We start from the raw sequence: 19,067 nt of genomic DNA on the forward strand, positions 1-19,067 counted from the left end.
GATTGAGGGGGCTGCGCATGGGTGACTCCGGTGTGCGGATCGACGGGAACACACTCAGGCTGCCGGGCGGTGTGGCCGTACGGTTCATCCGCACCCTCCGGCTGCCGGAGACCGGCACGCATCCGCTGCCGCCGGGGCTCGGCGAGTTCCCGGTCCGCAGGGTCGCCGACTACGCCGACACGGTGCCGGAGGCCTGGCGGGCGCGCGGCGGGGTGCTGCTGCCGGTGTATCTGCGCGAGGCGATGTGGCTGAGTTTCGGGGGCACGACGCAGCCCGCCGCGTTGCAGGTGGGCGTGGGCAAGGTGTGCGCGGTGTCGGGGAAGCCGTGGAGCGACCGGCTGTCGAGGAAGCCGCAGAACTACGTGGTGCTGCCGCGTCAGCCGTGGCTGGACGGCATCAACTCGGGCAAGGGCACGGTCCGCCAGTTCGTGGCGGTGCCGCTCGGGCTGGGTGCGACCGTGGAGGGCCAGGTCACGGGCGAGGAGGTGTGGGGCGGCGTACAGCTCCAGTCGTTCCCGCTGACCGACGCGGAACTGGCTAAGTGGCGCGAGGAGGAACAGCGGCGGGCGGAGCGGGCTCGGGCGGCGATCGCGTCGACCGGGGGTTACGGCGGGGCCGTACCCATGGCGCCCATGGCGATGGCCGCCCCGCCCGCGCCCGGCGGTGTGGCGGGGCCGCAGCGGTCGGGGGCGGCGATGGGTCTGGGCGTCGGCGGTTCCATGCGCCAGGAGGTCTACCAGGACGACCGGCCGCTCAAGGCATGGTCCGAGCGCCCTGCCGGACGCGTGTTCGTGCACCTCGTGACGCCGCCCGAGTGGCGGCGCATCACGGGCGAGGCGCCGCCCCCGTCGCCCGTGGACCGTGCCGCGTACACGCGGGCAGGTCTGCCCTGGTTCGACTACTTCGACCAGGACGCGGAGGACCTCGCTCCCACGGACCCCCTGACGGCCGTGCAGCCGGTCGGCGAGTGGCTCGGCGACGACCACGAGCCCTGGCAGGCGCCGTCGCCCGGGCAGGTGAAGCCGCTGACGGGGAAGCCGGTGGAGGACGGGGACTGGTAGCCGCGCCGCCATCGCATCATGCGTGCTCATGAGCGGTGGTACGGAGCCGGAGCGGGGTGCGCGCGGCGGCTGGAGCAGGCGCCGGTTCGTGAGCGCGGCGGCGGGGACGGGCACGTGAGCTGCCCGGCCCGGTTCGTGGTGGACGGGGACGGACGGTACGCGTAGTTGGCGAACCGCGGGTACAACAAGCCCGCCGCGGTACGCCGTCGGGGCGGGCGGGGCCCGTCCGCGGCTCCTCGGCACGGTGCCGATCGTGGGCGGCTTCCCGCACCACATCGCCCTCCCGCCGTACGGGAACCTGTTGTGCGCGGCGCACCGGCGCTCGGGTACGGTCAGCGGCTTCCCTGCAGACCGCGCCAGTGGTGAACTGCGGCTCGTGGGTGAGCCGTTCGCGTCACCCGTCGTCGTCCGTGCGCTGCCGTTGCAGTGCGCGCGGGCAGGTGGCGGCACTGGCCTGGGTGAGCAGGATGTGCATGCGCTCGGTGAGCTGGGAGACGCTGTCGGCGGGCTGGTGGAACGCCAGTCGTACGTCGCCGTGGGTGCGGGCGCGCTCGATGCGCAGGGTGAGTCCGTGCCGGTCGACGGCGAGCGGCTGGACCTTGACGGCGCCGTGCAGGCTGTCCGGCTCGACCAGACGGGTGAGGCGCTCGACGGCGTCGCCGTGGCAGTCGGCGAGGTGGCTCAGCAGTCCCGCCTCGGCGGTGGCCAGCGGGTCGGGCGCGGCGGCGGTGAACTCGTCGAGGTCGACGACGGTGGCGCCGGAGGCCTGGCGCAGCACCACGCGCGTCGGACGGAACGCGAGCTGCTCGCCCTCGACGGAGAACCAGCCGGCCATCCACAGCCGGGCGCGGATCCGGTTGCGTACGGGGACGGGCGAGACGTCGGCGAACTCCAGCACGGCCGAGGGCTCGCCGCGCGGGGCGAAGACGGCGGCGGCGAGCAGTGTGCTGTCCGCCGGCACGTCCAGGACCACCCGGCCGTCCTCGCGGACGGTGTGCGCGCCGACGAACTCCTCGCGCCCGCCGTCCGCGGTCACCGCGCAGGACCACGCGGCGGCGAGCACCGAACGCGCGCGTTCCGCCGCGGCGGGCGCGGCCGTCCAGGTCTGACTGTCACCCATCCCAGATCTCCTTAGGTAAGCCTTGCCTAACTTATCGAAGATCCGGGTGTACGCCAACCACTTCCCACGATCCCGTGCGTTTCCACTGCCGGAGGCGGAGCGCCTTCAGGGCGCGAGGGTGCCGAGCAGCGACCGCGCGCACAGGTCCCGAACCTGCTGCCGGGACAGGTCCGAGCCACGCAGCCACTCCAGGCACACGGCGGTCGTGAACGCCAGCCAGCCGCGGACGGCGAGCCGCAGTTCGGGCCGCTCCTCGGACAGCCGCCCGAACTCCGGATCGGCCGCCAGCGCCGCGAGGATCTGCCGCTCCTGCGCGGCCAGCGCCCGCTGATAGACCTTCCGTACGGCCTGGTCGCCGGACGCGTCGGCGCGATGGAAGGCGCGATAGCCGTGCGCGTGCTCCTCGACGTACGCGAGGAAGGCGTCGAGGTTCGCGTCGAGCTGCTCACGTGCGGGAACGCCCGGCACGGTGGCCGTCATCCGCAGCATGCGCTCGCTCTCCCGCTCCACGACCGCCGCGAAGAAGACCCGTTTGGTCGGGAAGTAGTGGTAGAGCAGCCCACGCGAGACTCCGGCGATCTCGGCGACCTGCTCGATCCACACGTCGTCGTACGGGCTCTCCGAGAAGAGCCGCGCACCGACCGCCAGAAGCTGCTCCCGACGCTCGCCGGTGCTCAACCGCCGACGCGTGCGCGCACCCTCTTTCGCGGCCATGCCCGCACTTTACTTGACGCCGATTCAACAGCGGGATCAGACTGACCCCGTTATTGAATCCACGTACAACAGCATCAACACGCCGCCGCATCAAGGGAGATGGCGTCATGACCGAGACGGCGACCCGGACCGCTCCGTCCAGGGGATTCCGCAGTGCCGAGCTGGACTGGCCGGAACTGCACCGGATCCCGCGTCCGCCGCACCGGATCCCGCTGCTCGGTGACCTGGTCGGTGTCAGTCCCCGTACGCCCCTCCAGGACTCGATGCGGATCGGGCTGCCCCTGGGCCCGATCTTCCGGCGCAGGGCGTTCGGCAAGGAGATCGTGTTCGTGTGGGGCGCGGATCTCACCGCCGATCTGGCGGACGAGTCGCGCTTCGCCAAGCACGTGGGCCTCGGGGTGGCCAACCTGCGTCCGGTCGCCGGGGACGGCCTGTTCACCGCGTACAACGACGAGCCCAACTGGCAGCTGGCGCACAACGTCCTCGCCCCCGGATTCAGCCGTGAGGCGATGGCGGGCTACCACCCGATGATGCTGGCCGTGGCCGAGCGGCTCACGGACCACTGGGACCGGGAACTGGTCGCGGGCCGTGCGGTGGACGTGCCGGGCGACATGACGAAGCTGACCCTGGAGACGATCGCGCGCACCGGCTTCGGGCACGACTTCGGCTCCTTCGAACGCGAGCGCCCGCACCCCTTCGTGACGGCGATGGTGGGCGCCCTGAACCACGCCCAGTATCTGAACATCGTCCCCGCACCCCTCGCCCCGCTGCTGCTGCGCCGGGCCACGCGCCGCAACGAGGCGGGCATCGCGTACCTCAACCGCACGGTCGACGAGCTGATACGGGCCCGGCGGGAGGCCGGCGGCGAGGGCGGCGGCACCGGCGACCTGCTCGACCGCATGCTCGACACCACCCACCCGGAGACCGGCGAACGCCTCGCGCCGGAGAACGTGCGCCGGCAGGTCCTCACCTTCCTCATCGCCGGCCACGAAACGACGTCCGGCGCGCTCTCCTTCGCCCTGCACTACCTCTCCCGGCACCCGGAGGTCGCCGCCCGCGCCCGCGCCGAGGTGGACCGCGTCTGGGGCACGGCGGCCGTCCCCGGCTACGACCAGGTCGCCAAGCTGCGGTACGTGCGCCGGGTGCTCGACGAGTCACTGCGGCTGTGGCCGACCGCCCCCGGCTTCGCCCGCGAAGCCCGCCACGACACGGTGCTCGGCGGCGAGCATCCGATGCGCCAGGGAGCCTGGACCCTGGTCCTCGCTCCGCTGCTGCACCGCGACCCGGCCGTCTGGGGCGCCGACGCCGACCGTTTCGACCCGGACCGTTTCGACGCGGCAGCGGTACGCGCCCGCCCCGCCCACGCGTTCAAGCCCTGGGGCACCGGGGCCCGGGCCTGCATCGGCCGCCAGTTCGCCCTGCACGAGGCGACACTCGTCCTCGGTCTGCTGCTGCGCCGCTACGACCTGAAGCCCGACCCGGACTACCGGCTGCGGGTGGCGGAACGGCTGACGGTGATACCGGAGGGACTGCGGCTGCACCTCGAACGCCGCTCCCCCGGAACGGAGTTGGCGGCTGTCTGAGCCTCAACCTCACAGCTGAATTTCCCGGCGTGTCGGTGTCTCCACATACAGAGGAAAACAACCTCCGCTATGACAGAGACAGAACCTTGAGACGCGGGAGAGACCATGTGCACCCACCAGCCTCCGTGCCCGTCCGTCGACAGCCCGGACCATGACGCGGCCGTCATCGTCGCCGCCCACCCCGAGCAGGGCTGGAACCTGCTCTGCAACGGAACCATCGTCTTCGACGACACGGGTGAACTCCTGCCGGACGGACGGGCCGTGGGCCCGCTGCGCGGCGTCGGCGGACTCGCCGTCGCCGCCTGAGCAACCGGCTGCCGTCACACCTCGTCGCGGGTCAGGGCGAGCAGCCGGTCGAGCACCCGCGGACCGCCCGCACGCACCCCGTCGTGCTCGAACTCGTCCGTCACCCAGGTCCGCAGCCCTCCGACGGCCCGCGCGGTCTCCAGGGCGTGGCCCGTGTCGACGTACATGTCGTCGTGGTAGACGGCCGCGGCGGCCGGGACCTCGTTCGCGGCGAGACGCGCACGGTCGTACAGGGGCGGCCAGTCGGTGTGGGCGGCGAGGAGTTCGGCGGTCTCGCGCAGCGGGCGCAGGGCCGGGTCCACGTCGAACATCCAGGGGTGGACCGACTCCCCGGTGAACAGCAGCGGGCCGTCGTCCGCGAGGGACTTGCCCGCGTCGAACTGCGGGAACTCGGCGCGCACCCGCTCGGCGGACCAGGCCGTGGGGCTGCCGTCCTGGCCGTAGATGGCCTCGTGGACGAGGGCGTAGAGCGGATGGGCGGCGTACGACAGGTGGCCCTGGACCTCCTCCAGGAAGGCGTCGGACAGGGCCGCGCCGCCCGGGGTGCGGACGAAGGCGTCCTCCAGGAGGTAGTGCAGACGGTGACTGCCCTCCCCGCCGCCGAGGAGGATGCCGAGGGACTGGAAGGCCTCGACGGTCAGCCGGTAGCCGTTCGGCAGGACCGGCTCGTGGACACTCACGTACTCGGCGATCCGGCGGGCCCGTTCGACGTCCTGGGGGTAACGCGCGTAGTGCGCGGCGACCTTGCGTTCGATACGGGGGTAGGCGGCCCGGTAGACGTCGTCCGCGTGCCCGTCGAGGGACGGGAGGCCGCCGGTGATCAGGGCGGCGGTCAGGCCCTCGGGCGCCGTCGACAGGTAGTTCACCGTGCAGAAGCCGCCGAAGCTCTGGCCGAGGACGGTCCAGGGGGCGCCGCCGGTGACCGAGGGGCGGACGGCCTCGCAGTCCCGGACGATCGAGTCCGCGCGGAAGCGGGTCAGGTAGGCGGCCTGTTCGGCGGGGCCGCCGCGCAACGGGAGCGTCTGGCGGTTGGCGGGGGTGGAGGCGCCGGTGCCGCGCTGGTCCAGGAGGAGGACACGGAACTCCTCCAGGGCGCGGCCGAGCCAGGCCCCCTGGCCGACGAAACGATTCGCCCCGAAGCCCGGACCGCCCTGGAGGTAGAGCAGCCACGGCAGGTCGTCCCGGCCCGCCCTGTCGCCGGCGACGACCTCGCGGGCGTACAGCTCGATGGTCTCGCCCCCGGGGTCGTCGTGGTCCAGGGGCACGGTGAAGCGGCGGTCGGTGAGGACGACACCGGGCTGGCGGTAGCTGACGGTCAACGGGGCTCCCGAGACGGTTGGATTCCAGGCCGCCCCAGTTCAGCACATGTCCGGGGCGCTGCCGAGCCCCGGGATCATGCAGATGTGCGCAATCCGGTACTGAATAGTGGATCAGTGCCGGGTCAGCGCGCCGACAGACTGGAGCGGCGCACGACCAGCTCCGGCTGGAGGACGACCCTGCGGTGGGAGTGCCGCCTCCCGCCCATCTCCGCCTCCGTCTCGGTCTCCTCCAGGAGGAGTTCCGCGGCCAGGGCACCCATGGTCACGGCGGGCTGGCGGACGGAGGTCAGCGGGACGGCCGCGGCGGCGGCGAACTCGATGTCGTCGTAGCCGACGATCGCGAGGTCGTCGGGGACGCCGACACCGGCCGCGTACATGGCCTGCAGGACGCCGAGGGCGAGCAGGTCGTTGGCGCAGAAGACGGCGGTCGGGCGGTCGGCGAGGCCCAGGAGGCGGGCGCCCGCGTCCCGGCCCGCGGCGACGTCGAGGCGCTCGGTGGGCAGCTCGCGCAGCGCCGTGGGGCTGAGGCCGGCCTCGGCGAGCGCGTTCATGGCGCCCGTGCGGCGGTCGCGCACCTGGTTGAAACTGGGCGGTCCGCTGACGTACGCGATGGAGCGGTGTCCGGCGTCGACGAGATGGCGTACGGCCAGTGCGCCGCCCGCGACGTCGTCCACGGACACCGAGCACTCGGTGGTGCCCTCGGCGACCCGGTCGACGAGGACGAAGGGGATGCCGTGCCGGCGGAACGACTCGATGTTGCGGCCGGTGGCGTCGGCCGGGGTGAGCAGCACTCCGCGCACCCGCTGCTCGGCGAAGAGCGACAGGTAGTCGGCCTCCTCACCGGCGCTCTGCGCGCTGTTGCAGACCATCACACCGAGCCCGGCGTCCCGCGCGGCCCGCTCGGCACCGCGTGCCACGTCCACGAAGAAGGGGTTGCCCATGTCGAGGACGAGCAACCCCATGATCCGGCTGCGCCCGGCGCGCAGCTGACGGGCCGACTCGCTGCGGACGTAACCGAGGCGGTCGATCGCGGACAGCACACGGGCCCGGGTCTCGGTGGCGACCGAGTCCGGGCGGTTGATGACGTTCGAGACCGTACCGACGGAGACTCCGGCAGCGCGTGCGACGTCCTTGATACCCACCGGCTGGGCCATCAGGCGGGGACCTCCAGGGAAACGTGCGGTGGCGGGCAGACCTTTACATTAGCGGCCTGCCCGGCCTTGACTAATCCGCTGATCATTCCGGTCACGTGGGAAGCCGGAAGTCGACGACATGGAGCGCCGAGGGGGTCGTACCGCTCGACGTCTCCTGGTAGAGAACCGAAAGGACGTTGTCCTGGGCTATTCGCGTCTCGTCGACGACGACCTCACCGAAGGCGGTCAGACCGCTGCCGTCGAACAGCACCGTCCAGTCGGTGTACCCGGAGGACTTCGAGGCGCCGGCTATCCGCCCGAACGGGAAGATCGCGTAGGCGTTGTCGTACTTGTCGAGGACCAGCTTGGTGCGCTGGCTGGAGTTGAGCGGGACCGGGATCTCGGTCTTCTGCCAGGTGCCCGCGGAGTTCTTGCGCAGGTGGAAGGCGCGCCCGTTGGCGGTGCGGTTGGTGACGTAGTTGGTGGTGCACTGGCCGAAGCGGCCGGGGACGTAGCTGATGATCGCGTGCGGCAGGCCGGACGAGTCGGTGAACTGGCTCTCCTGGTTCATCAGGGAGTGGTCCGGGTTCAGCGCGTCGACCACCAGGCCGCTGTCGGTGACCGCGACCTTGTCGGAGGCGCCGGTGGTGCCGACGAGGGTGCCCGCGTTGTTGCGCCAGGTGCGGCCCCGGTCGTCGGAGTAGACGTAACCGGTGTCGTGGTTGGTGATGCCGCCGCTGTTGCACATGACGGCGCCGTTCTGCTCGCGCCAGGTGAAGAACGAGTGCAGGCGGCCGTTCTTGTCGTAGTCGATGCCGTGCAGGTACATGTTGCGGACCGTCGACGAGCCGTGCTCGCTGGTGTACGTGCCGGTGGAGCTGGTCCACTCGCCGAGGCTGGTCCAGGATGTGCCGTCGTACTCGGCGAGCGCGTTGCGGCCGTTGCCGGAGATGCCGACGCGGTAGCTGAGCTGGAGCTTTCCCTCGGGCGTCGAGACGAACTGCGGGTATGTGAACTGCGTGGTGAGCGCGAGTCCGTCGAGCGTCGACTGGGGTGTGCCGAAGCGGGACGCGATCCAGCTGAGCCCGGACGGGTTGTCCATCAGCCCGGCCACCGACTTGACGTAGGTGAAGCCGTCGCTGTGCGAGTCCATGTTGAGGTGGAGGCGGCCATCGGTCTTGGAGACACCCATGGAGATGACGTTGTGCGAGTCGCTGGACTTGAGGGTGTGCCCCACCTGGACCGTCGACCAGGTGGTGCCGCCCAGGACGCGGCGGCCGACGACGGCGTTCTTGTCGGCGGTGTACCAGACCGCGTACTGGTAGCCCTTGTAGGTCAGCAGACCGTTCTTCTGGAACGAGTTGTTGTTGACCAGCCCGTCGTACGACACGAAGAAGACGGCCTGGGAGTCGAGCGTGGTGTTGCCGGTCTGGGTGACCGAGGGGCCGGGGTCGGCGGCGCGGGCACTGCCGACGGCGAAGGCGGGGGTCACCACGGCGCCGGCGAGGGCGGCGCCCAGCAACGTACGTCTTTTCATCTCGGGGACTCCGTTGTCTTGCGAAATGAGCGGAAGGACGGGAGTGGGGGGAGGGGACGAGCGGGGTGATCAGGCGAGGTGGAACACCTCGGTGAGGGGCTTCATGGCCTCGTCGGGACGGGCGCCGTCCAGCGATTCGAAGAACGGCGCCATCTCCGTCTGCCAGCGGGCGTTGACCTCCGCTGCTTCCATGCCGGCCTGGGCGGCGGCGAAGTCCTCGGTCTCCAGGTAGCCGACCAGCAGGCCGTCCTCGCGCAGGAAGAGCGAGTAGTTGTGCCAGCCGGTGGCCGAGAGCGCGTCGAGCATCTCGGGCCACACGGCGGCGTGCCGCTCGCGGTACTCGTCGAGGCGGTCCGCCCGGACCTTCAGCAGAAAGCACACGCGTTGCATCAACAGCCCCCGGCCAATCAGAAGTTGAACTGGTCGATGTTGTCCTTGGTGAACACGGTCGGCTTGCCGAGGCTGATCACGCTGTCCTTGCCGATGGTGTACGAGCCCATGTCGCCGGCCGTGAAGGTCTCGCCCTCCTTGCCGGTGATCTGCCCCGAGACCAGCGCGACGGCGGTGTAGGCGGCCAGCGCGCCGAGCTTCGCCGGGTCCCACAGCTCGAAGCCCTCGACGGTGCCGTTCTTGACGTACTTGCGCATGTCGTTGGGGGTGCCGAGGCCGGTCAGCTTGACCTTGCCCTTGTACTTCGAGCCGGACAGGTACTGGGCGGCGGCCTTGATGCCGACGGTGGTCGGGGAGATGATCCCCTTCAGGTTCGGGTACTCCTGGAGGAGGCCCTGGGTCTGCTGGAAGGACTGCTGGGCGTCGTCGTTGCCGTACGCGACCTTGACGAGCTTGATGTCCTTGTACTTCGGGTCCGCGAGCTCCTTCTTCATGAAGTCGATCCAGATGTTCTGGTTCGTCGCGGTCTGGGCGGCGGACAGGATCGCGATCTCGCCCTTGTAGCCGATCTGCTCGGCGAGCAGCTGCACCTCGGTACGGCCCAGGTCCTCGGCGCTGGCCTGCGAGACGGCGGCGTTGCGGCAGTCCGTCTTGGTGTCCGAGTCGTAGGTGACGACCTTGATGTCGTTCTTCATGGCCTGCTTGAGCGCGGTGCACAGCGCGCCCGGGTCCTGCGCGGACACGGCGATCGCGTCGACCTGCTGCTGGGTGAGCGTGTTGACGTAGGAGACCTGGCCGGAGGTGTCGGTGGCGCTGCTGGGGCCGACCTCCTTGTAACTGGAGCCCAGCGCCTTCAGCACGGTCTCGCCGCCCTTGTCGGCGGAGGTGAAGTACGGGTTGTTGACCGCCTTCGGCAGGAAGCCGACGGTCAGGCCCTTCTTGATGGCCGCGTTCGGGTCGGCCTTGCCGGTCGCGGCGGCCGAGGCACCCTCGTCCTTGACGTCGTTCTTCGTGGTGCCGCCACAGGCGGTGAGCGCCAGAGCGAGCGAGGTGGCCGCGGCGAGAGCCGCGGAGGCACGGCGGACGGATGACTTGCGCATGAGGGTTCCTTAGAACAGAGGGTGAGGAGGAGCGCCCCCTTCAGGGGGCGCCGGGAACTGCGCGACCAGCCGGAGCGGGCCCGCAGCGATCGAACGACCTGCTACGTCAGCCTTTGCGAGGCCCTGGCCAGCGAGACCTGCCGAGCGACCCGAGGTCCGAGCACGGACAGCACGAGCAGAATGCCGGTGACCACGATCTGCGACTGGGCCGAGACGTCCTGCAGGCTCATCACGTTCTGCAGCGCACCGAGCAGGAAGACTCCCGCGATCGCGCCGCCGAGCGTGCCCTTGCCTCCGTCGAAGTCGATGCCACCGAGCAACACGGCGGCGATGACGGAGAGTTCGAGGCCGGTCGCGTTGTCATAGCGGGCGCTGGCGTAGTGCAGCGCCCAGAAGATCCCGGTGAGGGAGGCGGTGAGACCGGTCACCGCGAACAGGATCAGCTTCTGCCGCTTGACCCGGAGGCCGGCGAAGCGGGCCGCCTCCTCGTTCGCGCCGATCGCGAACAGCGAGCGGCCGAACGGGGTGGCGTGCAGCACGACCACGGCGATCGCGAGAAGCACGAGGAAGGGCAGCAGGGCGTACGGGATGAAGGTGTCCCCGATGCGTCCGGCCGCGAAGTCCAGGTACTGGGTGGGGAAGTCGGTCACCGCGTCGGAGCCGAGCACGATCTGTGCGATGCCCCGGTAGGCGGCCATGGTGCCGATGGTGACGGCGAGGGAGGGCAGACCGAGCCGGGTGACGAGCAGCCCGTTGACCAGCCCGCAGACCACTCCGAGGAGCAGACAGATCGGGATGATCATCTCGATGGTCAGGCCCTGGTTCCACAGGGCACCCATCACCGCACCGGAGAGTCCCGCGGTGGAGGCGACGGACAGATCGATCTCGCCGGAGACGACGAGAAGGGTCATGGGGAGCGCGACGAGCGCGATCGGGAGGGTGTTGCCGATCAGGAAGGACAGGTTGAGCCCGTTGCCGAACCCGTCCACGAACCCGAAGGACAGCAGCAGGACGACGACGAGGAGGACGCCGACGGCGGAATCCCACCTTTTCAGGGAGGCCCCGCGGATGGCGCGCGCGAGTGACGAGTCAGCCATGGCGGGCGTTCCTCTTCTTCAGTGCGGACGCCACGCGCAGGGCGACGATCCGGTCGACCGCGATGGCGAGGATGAGCAGGATGCCGTTGATGGCCATGACCCACACCGAGCTGACGCCGAGGGCGGGCAGCACGCTGTTGATGGAGGTCAGCAGCAGGGCGCCGAGCGCGGCCCCGTAGACGCTGCCCGAGCCGCCGGTGAAGACGACACCGCCGACGACGACCGCGCTGACGACGGTGAGTTCGTAGCCGTTGCCCGTGCTGGAGTCGACGTTGCCGAACCGTGCGAGGTAGAGCGCGCCCGCGAGTCCGGCGAGGGCGCCGCAGAAGGTGTACGCGGTGAGGATCCGCTTGCGTACGGGGATACCGGCGAGCCGGGCGGCCTCGGGGTTGGAGCCGAGGGCGTACAGCTCACGGCCGCTGCCGAACTGCTTGAGGTAGTAGGCGGTGGCGATGAGTACGGCGAGCGCGATCAGCGCGAGGTACGGGACCGCCGAGATGCCGCCGGAGCCGAAGTCGACGAATCCGTCCGGGAGGTCGGCCGCCGTGATCTGCCGGGAGCCGACCCAGATGGAGTCGATGCCGCGGATGATGTAGAGCGTGCCGAGGGTGACGACGAGGGCGGGTACCTGCCCGAAGCTGACGAGCAGTCCGTTGAGGAGCCCGAAGCCGATGCCGAGGAGGACGGCCAGGGCGATGGCCACGACGGGGTTTCCGCCGTCCTGGAGGTAGAGGCCGGCGGCGAAGGCGCTGATGCCGAGCGTGGAGCCGACCGACAGGTCGACGTTGCGGGTGATGACCACCAGCGACTGGCCGGTGGCGACCAGGACCAGGATCGTCGCGTTCAGCAGCAGGTCCTTGATGCCCTGTTCGGACAGGAACTCGCTGTTGCCGGCCTGGGTGACGGCGATCATCACCAGGAAGACGACCAGGATGGCGAGTTCGCGCATCTTGAACACGCGGTCCACCAGGCGGGTGCCGCTGGACTTGGGCACCTCTGCGGCGGGGGCGGGATTGGGAGCGGTCACCGTCATGCGGCGGCCCTCCCGGTGGCTGCGGCCATCACCGTTTCCTCGGTTGCTTCGGAGCGCGGGATCTCGGCGGCGAGGCGGCCCTCGTGCATCACGAGCACGCGGTCGGCCATGCCGAGGATCTCGGGCAGGTCGGAGGAGATCATCAGCACGGCCACACCGTCGGCGGCCAGCTCGCTGAGCAGGCGGTGCACCTCGGCCTTGGTGCCGACGTCGATGCCGCGGGTCGGCTCGTCGACGATCAGCACCCTGGGGCCGGTGGCGAGCCACTTGGCCAGGACGACCTTCTGCTGGTTGCCGCCGGACAGCGTGTTGACGGTGTCGGCGATGCGGGCGTACTTCACCTGGAGCTTGACGGCCCAGTCGAGGGAGCGGCTGCGCTCGGCGCCCCGGTCCATCAGTCCGCCCCTGACGGTCGTCCGCAGGCCGGTCAGGCCGATGTTCCGCTCGATGGACATGTCCATCACCAGGCCCTGGGCGCGCCGGTCCTCGGGGACGAGGGCGAGCCCGGCGGCCATGGCCGTGGAGGGTGCTCCGTTCGTCAGCAGGGTGCCGTCCACCTCGACCTCGCCGGCGTCCCAACGGTCGATGCCGAAGACGGCCCGGGCCACCTCGGTGCGGCCGGCGCCGACGAGTCCGGCGAGGCCCACGATCTCGCCGTGGCGGACCTCGAAGGAGACGTCGGTGAAGACGCCCTCGCGGGTCAGCCGGCGCACGCTGAGCGCGACCTCGCCGGCCTCGACGTCCTGCTTGGGGTAGAGCTCGTCGAGGTCGCGGCCGACCATCCGGCGTACGAGGTCGTCCTCCGTCATGCCCTCCAGCGGCTCGCTGGCGATCCAGGCGCCGTCGCGGAGGGTCGTCACCTGCTGGCAGATCTTGAAGATCTCCTCCAGCCGGTGCGAGATGAACAGCACGGCGGCGCCCTGTTCGCGCAGGGTGCGAACGACGCCGAAGAGACGGGCGACCTCGCTGCCGGTGAGGGCCGCGGTCGGCTCGTCCATGATCAGGACGCGGGCGTCGAAGGAGAGCGCCTTGGCGATCTCGACGATCTGCTGGTCCGCGATGGACAGGCCGCGTGCGGGGCGGTCGGGGTCGAGTTCGACGCCGAGCCGCCGCATCAGCGCGGCGGTCGCCGCGTGGGTGGCCTTGTGGTCGATCCGGCCGAGGGCGCGCCGGGGCTGGCGGCCCATGAAGATGTTCTCGGCGATCGACAGGTCCGGGAAGAGCGTGGGCTCCTGGTAGATCACGGCGATACCGGCGTCCCGGGCGTCGCCGGGACCGTGGAAGACGACGGGCGCGCCGTCGAGCAGCACCTGGCCGGCGTCCGGTCGGTGCACGCCGGCGAGCGTCTTGATGAGGGTCGACTTGCCGGCGCCGTTCTCACCGGCGAGTGCGTGCACCTCGCCGGGAAACAGCTCCATGGAGACGTCCCGCAGGGCACGCACCGCACCGAAGGACTTCGAGATGTCCTTGAGTGCCAGCACAGGGGCCGGCCCCGGGTCGGACGGGTGGGTCATGAGGGCTCCTCGACGACGCCGGTGGGACTGGCCTCACGACGTCGTGAAAGGTTTCAACTGGGTTGCCGGGACGTTAGACACGGGAGCCATGTCACGTCAATGGGTCCGTGTCGAAATTCTTTCGATAATTAAAGGTCACAGGCAAGTCACGGTAGGCCGAATCAGTCAGAGGGCTTGACACCCCTCCGGGGGGCTCATAGCTTCCCGTTCTGAATCGTTTCATCAGATCGTCGTTCCGCGTGCTGATTACCAGCAGTCGTTCCGACCCGATGTCACAGGAGTCCTGAAGTGACCGAGCTCAGCGCGGTGAAGGCCGCTCTCAAGGCCCAGGCCATCGAAACGCCGTCGTGGGCGTACGGGAACTCGGGGACCCGTTTCAAGGTGTTCGCCCAGCCCGGTGTGCCCCGCGACCCCTTCGAGAAGCTGGACGACGCCGCCCAGGTGCACGCCTTCACCGGAGTCGCGCCGACCGTCGCCCTGCACATTCCGTGGGACAAGGTCGAGGGCTCCGACGGATACACGAACCTCGCCAAGTACGCCGAGGAGCGCGGCCTGAAGCTGGGCGCGATCAACTCGAACACCTTCCAGGACGACGACTACAAGCTCGGCAGCATCTGCCACCCCGACGCGGTGGTGCGCCGCAAGGCGCTCGGCCATCTGCTCGAATGCGTCGACATCATGGACGCCACCGGGTCCAAGGACCTGAAGCTGTGGTTCGCCGACGGTACGAACTACCCCGGTCAGGACGACATCCGTGACCGGCAGGACCGGCTCTCCGAGGCCCTCGCCGCGGTGTACGAGCGGCTCGGCGACGACCAGCGGATGCTCCTTGAGTACAAGTTCTTCGAGCCGGCCTTCTACGCGACCGACGTCCCGGACTGGGGCACGGCGTACGCGCACTGCCTCAAGCTCGGCCCGAAGGCGCAGGTCGTTGTCGACACCGGGCACCACGCGCCCGGAACCAACATCGAGTTCATCGTCGCGACACTGCTGCGCGAGGGGAAGCTCGGCGCGTTCGACTTCAACTCGCGGTTCTACGCGGACGACGACCTGATGGTCGGCTCGGCGGACCCGTTCCAGCTGTTCCGGATCATGTACGAGGTGATCCGGGGCGGGGGGTTGGTGCCCGAGGTCGCGTTCATGCTGGACCAGTGCCACAACATCGAGGCGAAGATCCCGGCGATCATCCGCTCGGTGATGAACGTCCAGGAGGCGACGGCCAAGGCGCTCCTCGTCGACGCGTCGGCGCTGGGTGCCGCTCAGCGGGCCGGGGATGTGCTGGCCGCCAACGCGGTGCTGATGGACGCGTACAACACGGATGTGCGGCCGTTGCTGGTGGAGGTTCGGGAGGAGCTGGGGCTGGACGGGGATCCGATCGCGGCGTATGCCCGGTCCGGGTGGGGGGCGAAGATCGTTGCGGAGCGGGTCGGTGGGGAGCAGGCGGGGTGGGGAGCCTAGGTTCTGGGTCTCGTCCGCCTGGTTCGGATCGTTGCAGGCTCTCCGTCGTCTGTGGCTGATCGCGCAGTTCCCCGCGCCCCTGAAAGGGCGCTCCTCCTCGCCCTCGTCGAAAACGTCACGTAAGGATTGATCTCGCATGGCAACCCATCCTGAAGCCGCTGCTCTTCTTACTCGGTCCCGTCGGCTCGGTGCCGACCCCCGCAACACGAACTACGCGGGCGGCAACACGTCCGCCAAGGGGACCGACATCGACCCCGTCACCGGTGGTGATGTCGAGCTGATGTGGGTCAAGGGGTCCGGAGGCGATCTGGGCACCCTGACCGAGAGTGGGCTGGCCGTGCTGCGGCTGGACCGGCTGCACGCGCTCAAGGGGGTCTATCCGGGCGTCGAGCGCGAGGACGAGATGGTCGCCGCGTTCGACTACTGCCTGCACGGCAAGGGCGGCGCGGCGCCGTCCATCGACACCGCCATGCACGGCCTCGTCGACGCGGCGCACGTGGACCACCTCCACCCCGACTCCGGTATCGCGCTCGCCTGCGCGGCCGACGGGGAGAAGCTGACCGCCGAGTGTTTCGGGGACACCGTGGTGTGGGTGCCGTGGCGGCGCCCCGGGTTCCAGCTCGGCCTGGACATCGCCGCCGTGAAGGCCGCGAACCCGCAGGCCGTCGGGTGCGTCCTCGGCGGGCACGGCATCACCGCCTGGGGCGACACCGCCGAGGAGTGCGAGAACAACTCGCTGCACATCATCCGTACCGCCGAGGCGTTCCTCGCCGAGCACGGCAAGGCCGAGCCGTTCGGCCCGGTGATCGAGGGGTACGCGGCCCTCGCGCCCGGGGAGCGGCGCGAGCGGGCCGCCGCGCTCGCCCCGTACGTCCGGGCCATCGCCTCGCAGGACAAGCCGCAGGTCGGGCACTTCACCGACGCGGACGTCGTGCTGGACTTCGTGTCGCGTGCCGAGCACCCCCGTCTCGCCGCGCTGGGCACCTCCTGCCCGGACCACTTCCTGCGCACCAAGGTCAGGCCGCTCGTCCTCGACCTGCCGGCCGCCGCTCCCCTCGACGCGGCGATCGCACGCCTGAAGGAGCTGCACGCCGAGTACCGCGAGGAGTACGCCGCCTACTACCGGCGCAACGCCCTGCCCGACTCCCCCGCCCTGCGCGGCGCCGACCCGGCGATCGTGCTGATCCCGGGCGTGGGCATGTTCAGCTTCGGCAAGGACAAGCAGACCGCGCGCGTGGCCGGCGAGTTCTACGTCAACGCGATCAACGTGATGCACGGGGCCGAGGCGGTCTCGACGTACGCGCCGATCGAGGAGTCCGAGAAGTTCCGCATCGAGTACTGGGCGCTGGAGGAGGCGAAGCTCCAGCGGATGCCGAAGCCGAAGGCGCTGGCCACTCGGGTCGCCCTCGTCACCGGCGCGGGCAGCGGGATCGGGAAGGCCATCGCCGAGCGGCTGGTCGCCGAGGGTGCCTGTGTCGTCGTCGCCGACCTGAACGCGGAGAACGCGGCGGCTGTGGCGGAGGAGCTGGGCGGGTCGGACAAGGCTGTCGCCGTCACCGTCGATGTGACGAGCGAGGAGCAGATCGCCGAGGCGTTCAAGGCCGCCGCGCTGGCCTTCGGCGGGGTGGATCTCGTCGTCAACAACGCGGGGATCTCGATCTCCAAGCCGCTGCTGGAGACCTCGGCCCGCGACTGGGACCTCCAGCACGACATCATGGCGCGCGGGTCGTTCCTCGTCTCGCGTGAGGCGGCGCGGGTGATGATCGCGCAGGAACTCGGCGGCGACATCATCTACATCGCCTCCAAGAACGCCGTCTTCGCCGGACCGAACAACATCGCCTACTCCGCCACCAAGGCCGACCAGGCCCACCAGGTGCGGCTGCTCGCCGCCGAGCTGGGCGAACACGGTATCCGGGTCAACGGCATCAACCCCGACGGGGTCGTCCGAGGCTCCGGGATCTTCGCCGGGGGCTGGGGCGCGCAGCGCGCGGCGACGTACGGCATCGAGGAGGAGAAGCTCGGCGAGTTCTACGCCCAGCGGACCATCCTCAAGCGCGAGGTGCTGCCCGCGCACGTCGCCAACGCCGTCTTCGCCCTCACCGGCGGCGAGCTCACGCACACCACCGGGCTGCACGTCCCGGTCGACGCCGGCGTCGCCGCCGCCTTCCTGCGATGACCCGGACCGTCAAGTCGTACGCAGCGGTCGACCTCGGCGCGTCCAGCGGGCGCGTCATGGTCGGCCGGGTCGGGCCCGACACCCTGGAGCTGGCCGAGGCGCACCGGTTCGTGAACCGGCCCGTGCGGGTGCCCGAGGGGCTGCGCTGGGATGTTCTCTCGCTGTACGGGGGTGTGCTCGACGGGCTCCGGGCTGCGGGTGCCCACGGCGGCGGAGAACTCGACTCCGTCGGCATCGACAGCTGGGCCGTGGACTACGGGCTGCTGGATGCCGACGGGGCGCTGCTCGGCAACCCGGTGCACTACCGCGACGCCCGCACCGAGGGTGTCGCGGAGAAGGTGTGGGCGTCCGTCCCGGCCGCCGAACTGTACGCGGCGACCGGGCTGCAGTACGCGCCCTTCAACACCCTCTACCAGCTGACGGCGGCCCGTGACACACGTCAACTGGCCGCCGCCAAAAGGTTGTTGCTCATCCCCGACCTGCTGACGTACTGGCTGACGGGCGAGGCCGGCACCGAGCTGACCAACGCCTCCACCACCCAGCTGATCGATCCCCGCACCCGCGACTGGGCCCATGACATCGCACGGAAGCTGGACATCGACCTCGGGCTGTTCGCGCCGCTGCGGCAGCCCGGTGATCCGGCGGGCGTGCTGCGGGCCGAGGTGCTGGAGGAGACCGGGCTCACCGGGCCGGTGCCGGTGACCACGGTCGGGTCGCACGACACCGCCTCCGCGGTCGCCGCCGTGCCCGCGGTGGACGAACGGTTCGCCTACATCTGCACGGGCACCTGGTCCCTGGCGGGCCTGGAGCTGGACGCGCCGGTGCTCTCCGAGGAGAGCCGGGCCGCCAACTTCACCAACGAGCTGGGGCTCGACGGCACGGTCCGCTATCTGCGCAACATCATGGGGCTGTGGCTGCTCCAGGAGTGCGTACGGGCCTGGGGGAACCCGGAGCTGGGCGACCTGCTGCGGGCTGCGGCCGAGTCGCCCGGGCTGCGGTCGGTGGTGGACGCGGGGGACGCGGCCTTTCTGGCGCCCGGGCGGATGCCGGAACGGATCGCCGAGGCCTGCCGGGTCTCCGGGCAGCCGGTACCGCGGACTCCGGGCGAGATCACGCGCTGCATCCTCGACTCCCTCGCCCTCGCCCATCGGCGGGCGGTGGCGGACGCCCAGCGGCTCGCCGGGCACGGTGTCGACGCCGTGCACGTCGTCGGGGGCGGGACGCGCAACGCGCTGCTGTGCCAGCTCACCGCCGACGCCTGCGGGCTGCCGGTGGTGGCGGGTCCGGCCGAGGCCGCCGCGCTCGGGAACGTCCTCGTCCAGGCGAGGGCCCACGGCCTCGTCGGCGACCGTACGGACATGCGCCGGCTGCTCGCCCGCACCCAGCCGCTGACCCGCTACGAACCGTCCGGCGACGCGGCGGCCTGGCGCGCGGCGGAGGCCCGGCTCACCGAAGTCCGGTGAGCCGGGGATTCCCCCACCGCGCGACCTCCGCGTACCCTGCACTCATCCGATGATCGATCACTA

Annotated in this window: 16 protein-coding genes and 1 pseudogene; 7 read left to right on the plus strand and 10 right to left on the minus strand. The window is 70.5% G+C overall.

Annotated elements, in window-relative coordinates; translation table 11 throughout:
- Positions 1-17 precede the first annotated feature (17 nt).
- Entirely contained in the window at positions 18-1,061 is a 1,044-nt protein-coding gene (locus OG595_RS03640; RefSeq protein WP_329267691.1) for a hypothetical protein, read from the plus strand.
- A 253-nt stretch (positions 1,062-1,314) separates the two neighbouring features.
- Positions 1,315-1,410 (plus strand): annotated as a pseudogene (locus OG595_RS45285) (hypothetical protein); the annotation flags it as partial.
- Positions 1,411-1,455: 45 nt separating this feature from the next.
- On the opposite strand, the gene OG595_RS03650 reads toward OG595_RS45285, so the two are convergent.
- Entirely contained in the window at positions 1,456-2,181 is a 726-nt protein-coding gene (locus OG595_RS03650) for a DUF2470 domain-containing protein (protein ID WP_329267693.1), read from the minus strand.
- Between the two features lie 105 nt (positions 2,182-2,286).
- Positions 2,287-2,895 carry a TetR/AcrR family transcriptional regulator gene (locus tag OG595_RS03655; protein ID WP_329267695.1) on the minus strand — a complete coding sequence of 203 codons (609 nt, stop codon included), beginning with the start codon at positions 2,893-2,895 and terminating at the stop codon, positions 2,287-2,289.
- A gap of 107 nt (positions 2,896-3,002) precedes the next feature.
- Here OG595_RS03655 and OG595_RS03660 point away from each other — a divergent pair, with 107 nt between their 5' ends.
- The gene (locus OG595_RS03660; RefSeq protein WP_329267697.1) at positions 3,003-4,478 is read left to right on the plus strand and encodes a cytochrome P450; all 1,476 of its coding nucleotides are present in this window, start codon (positions 3,003-3,005) and stop codon (positions 4,476-4,478) included.
- 105 nt (positions 4,479-4,583) lie between these two features.
- Positions 4,584-4,784 (plus strand): DUF5999 family protein, encoded by a 201-nt coding sequence (locus tag OG595_RS03665; protein ID WP_329267699.1) that lies wholly within the window; start codon positions 4,584-4,586, stop codon positions 4,782-4,784.
- 14 nt (positions 4,785-4,798) lie between these two features.
- Here the strand turns inward: OG595_RS03665 and OG595_RS03670 are convergent, their stop codons facing one another.
- The 8 genes from OG595_RS03670 to OG595_RS03705 form a co-directional block, all read right to left on the minus strand.
- A complete protein-coding gene (locus tag OG595_RS03670) occupies positions 4,799-6,103 on the minus strand; it encodes an alpha/beta fold hydrolase (RefSeq protein WP_329267702.1) in 1,305 nt (434 codons plus the stop codon).
- Positions 6,104-6,225: 122 nt separating this feature from the next.
- A complete protein-coding gene (locus OG595_RS03675) occupies positions 6,226-7,257 on the minus strand; it encodes a LacI family DNA-binding transcriptional regulator (RefSeq protein ID WP_329267704.1) in 1,032 nt (343 codons plus the stop codon).
- Between the two features lie 91 nt (positions 7,258-7,348).
- A complete protein-coding gene (locus tag OG595_RS03680) occupies positions 7,349-8,773 on the minus strand; it encodes a BNR repeat-containing protein (protein WP_329267706.1) in 1,425 nt (474 codons plus the stop codon).
- 69 nt (positions 8,774-8,842) lie between these two features.
- Positions 8,843-9,163 (minus strand): L-rhamnose mutarotase, encoded by a 321-nt coding sequence (locus OG595_RS03685; RefSeq protein ID WP_164413693.1) that lies wholly within the window; start codon positions 9,161-9,163, stop codon positions 8,843-8,845.
- Positions 9,164-9,180: 17 nt separating this feature from the next.
- Positions 9,181-10,263, minus strand: a complete 1,083-nt coding sequence (gene rhaS / locus OG595_RS03690; RefSeq protein ID WP_329267709.1) for a rhamnose ABC transporter substrate-binding protein — start codon at positions 10,261-10,263, stop codon at positions 9,181-9,183.
- 101 nt (positions 10,264-10,364) lie between these two features.
- Entirely contained in the window at positions 10,365-11,360 is a 996-nt protein-coding gene (locus tag OG595_RS03695) for an ABC transporter permease (protein ID WP_329267712.1), read from the minus strand.
- Complete coding sequence (locus tag OG595_RS03700) at positions 11,353-12,393, minus strand: ABC transporter permease (RefSeq protein ID WP_329267713.1); 1,041 nt, start codon at positions 12,391-12,393, stop codon at positions 11,353-11,355. The genes OG595_RS03695 and OG595_RS03700 overlap by 8 nt, the downstream gene beginning before the upstream one ends.
- Complete coding sequence (locus OG595_RS03705; RefSeq protein WP_329267714.1) at positions 12,390-13,907, minus strand: sugar ABC transporter ATP-binding protein; 1,518 nt, start codon at positions 13,905-13,907, stop codon at positions 12,390-12,392. The genes OG595_RS03700 and OG595_RS03705 overlap by 4 nt, the downstream gene beginning before the upstream one ends.
- 288 nt (positions 13,908-14,195) lie before the next feature.
- On the opposite strand from OG595_RS03705, the gene rhaI reads away from it, so the two are divergent.
- The 3 genes from rhaI (at position 14,196) to OG595_RS03720 (ending at position 19,004) form a co-directional block, all read left to right on the plus strand.
- On the plus strand, positions 14,196-15,365 hold the full coding sequence (gene rhaI / locus OG595_RS03710; protein ID WP_329267717.1) for an L-rhamnose isomerase: 1,170 nt from the start codon (positions 14,196-14,198) through the stop codon (positions 15,363-15,365).
- A 136-nt stretch (positions 15,366-15,501) separates the two neighbouring features.
- Positions 15,502-17,541: a bifunctional aldolase/short-chain dehydrogenase gene (locus OG595_RS03715; RefSeq protein WP_329267719.1), complete on the plus strand. Its 2,040-nt coding sequence runs from the start codon at positions 15,502-15,504 to the stop codon at positions 17,539-17,541.
- The gene (locus tag OG595_RS03720) at positions 17,538-19,004 is read left to right on the plus strand and encodes a rhamnulokinase (protein ID WP_329267720.1); all 1,467 of its coding nucleotides are present in this window, start codon (positions 17,538-17,540) and stop codon (positions 19,002-19,004) included. Before OG595_RS03715 ends, OG595_RS03720 begins: the two co-directional genes overlap by 4 nt.
- Positions 19,005-19,067: the final 63 nt, after the last annotated feature.

The sequence above is a fragment of the Streptomyces sp. NBC_01451 genome, assembly GCF_036227485.1.
In the GTDB taxonomy this organism is placed as follows: Bacteria; Actinomycetota; Actinomycetes; order Streptomycetales; family Streptomycetaceae; genus Streptomyces.

Coding starts and splice junctions, on each gene's coding strand:
- OG595_RS03640 (WP_329267691.1), top strand. CDS start 18: ATGGGTGACTCCGGTGTGCGGATCGACGGGAACACACTCAGGCTGCCG.
- OG595_RS03650 (WP_329267693.1), bottom strand. CDS start 2,181: ATGGGTGACAGTCAGACCTGGACGGCCGCGCCCGCCGCGGCGGAACGC.
- OG595_RS03655 (WP_329267695.1), bottom strand. CDS start 2,895: ATGGCCGCGAAAGAGGGTGCGCGCACGCGTCGGCGGTTGAGCACCGGC.
- OG595_RS03660 (WP_329267697.1), top strand. CDS start 3,003: ATGACCGAGACGGCGACCCGGACCGCTCCGTCCAGGGGATTCCGCAGT.
- OG595_RS03665 (WP_329267699.1), top strand. CDS start 4,584: ATGTGCACCCACCAGCCTCCGTGCCCGTCCGTCGACAGCCCGGACCAT.
- OG595_RS03675 (WP_329267704.1), bottom strand. CDS start 7,257: ATGGCCCAGCCGGTGGGTATCAAGGACGTCGCACGCGCTGCCGGAGTC.
- OG595_RS03680 (WP_329267706.1), bottom strand. CDS start 8,773: ATGAAAAGACGTACGTTGCTGGGCGCCGCCCTCGCCGGCGCCGTGGTG.
- OG595_RS03685 (WP_164413693.1), bottom strand. CDS start 9,163: ATGCAACGCGTGTGCTTTCTGCTGAAGGTCCGGGCGGACCGCCTCGAC.
- rhaS (WP_329267709.1), bottom strand. CDS start 10,263: ATGCGCAAGTCATCCGTCCGCCGTGCCTCCGCGGCTCTCGCCGCGGCC.
- OG595_RS03695 (WP_329267712.1), bottom strand. CDS start 11,360: ATGGCTGACTCGTCACTCGCGCGCGCCATCCGCGGGGCCTCCCTGAAA.
- OG595_RS03700 (WP_329267713.1), bottom strand. CDS start 12,393: ATGACGGTGACCGCTCCCAATCCCGCCCCCGCCGCAGAGGTGCCCAAG.
- OG595_RS03705 (WP_329267714.1), bottom strand. CDS start 13,907: ATGACCCACCCGTCCGACCCGGGGCCGGCCCCTGTGCTGGCACTCAAG.
- OG595_RS03715 (WP_329267719.1), top strand. CDS start 15,502: ATGGCAACCCATCCTGAAGCCGCTGCTCTTCTTACTCGGTCCCGTCGG.
- OG595_RS03720 (WP_329267720.1), top strand. CDS start 17,538: ATGACCCGGACCGTCAAGTCGTACGCAGCGGTCGACCTCGGCGCGTCC.